Source organism: Tsukamurella sp. M9C (assembly GCF_020169415.1).
Taxonomy (GTDB): Bacteria; Actinomycetota; Actinomycetes; order Mycobacteriales; family Mycobacteriaceae; genus Tsukamurella.
On sequence record NZ_JAIULG010000099.1, the window covers coordinates 1 to 920 of the forward strand.

Sequence of the window (920 nt, forward strand, 5' to 3'; positions counted from 1 at the left end):
GTGACTCGTCGAACCAAGATCGTCTGCACCCTGGGCCCCGCTGTCGGAACCGATGAGAAGGTTCTTGCTCTCGTCGAGGAGGGCATGGACGTTGCGCGCCTGAATTTCAGCCATGGTGAGCACGCCGATCACGGCGTGAACTACAACCGAGTTCGTGCGGCTTCGGATAAGACCGGTCGTGCGGTCGGGATCCTCGCGGATCTGCAGGGCCCGAAGATCCGGCTGGGCCGGTTCGCCGGTGACGGCCGGACCGTGTGGGAGACGGGTGAGACGGTGCGGATCACCGTCGAGGATGTGGTCGGCACGCATGATCGGGTCTCCACCACCTACAAGGAGCTGGCGCAGGACGCCCGCCCCGGCGACCGGCTGTTGGTCGATGACGGCAAGGTCGGCCTGAAGGTCACCTCGGTCGACGGCAACGATGTGGTGTGTGAGGTCACCGAGGGCGGCCCGGTGTCGAACAACAAGGGTGTCTCTCTGCCGGGGATGAATGTCTCGGTTCCTGCGCTCAGTGAGAAGGACATTGAGGATCTGGAGTTCGCGCTCGAGCTGGGGGTGGATTTCATCGCCTTGTCGTTCGTGCGGGCTCCGGCGGATATCGAGCGGGTGCACGCGGTGATGGACCGCGTGGGTCGCCGGATTCCGGTGATCGCGAAGCTGGAGAAGCCGGAGGCCATCGAGAACCTGGAGGCGGTGATTCTGGCGTTCGATGCGGTGATGGTCGCCCGTGGTGATCTGGGTGTGGAGTTGCCGCTGGAGGAGGTGCCGCTGGTGCAGAAGCGGGCGATTCAGATCGCCCGGGAGAACGCGAAGCCGGTGATCGTGGCGACGCAGATGCTGGAGTCGATGATCGAGAACAGCCGTCCGACCCGGGCGGAGGCCTCGGATGTGGCGAACGCGGTGCTCGACGGTGCGGATGC

At 65.0% G+C, this 920-nt stretch carries 1 protein-coding gene; it reads left to right on the forward strand.

Going from position 1 to position 920, the window contains the following annotated elements:
- Positions 1-920, forward strand: a 920-nt coding sequence (gene pyk / locus LB823_RS23555) for a pyruvate kinase (RefSeq protein WP_224652189.1), incomplete at both ends; no start/stop codon positions are given.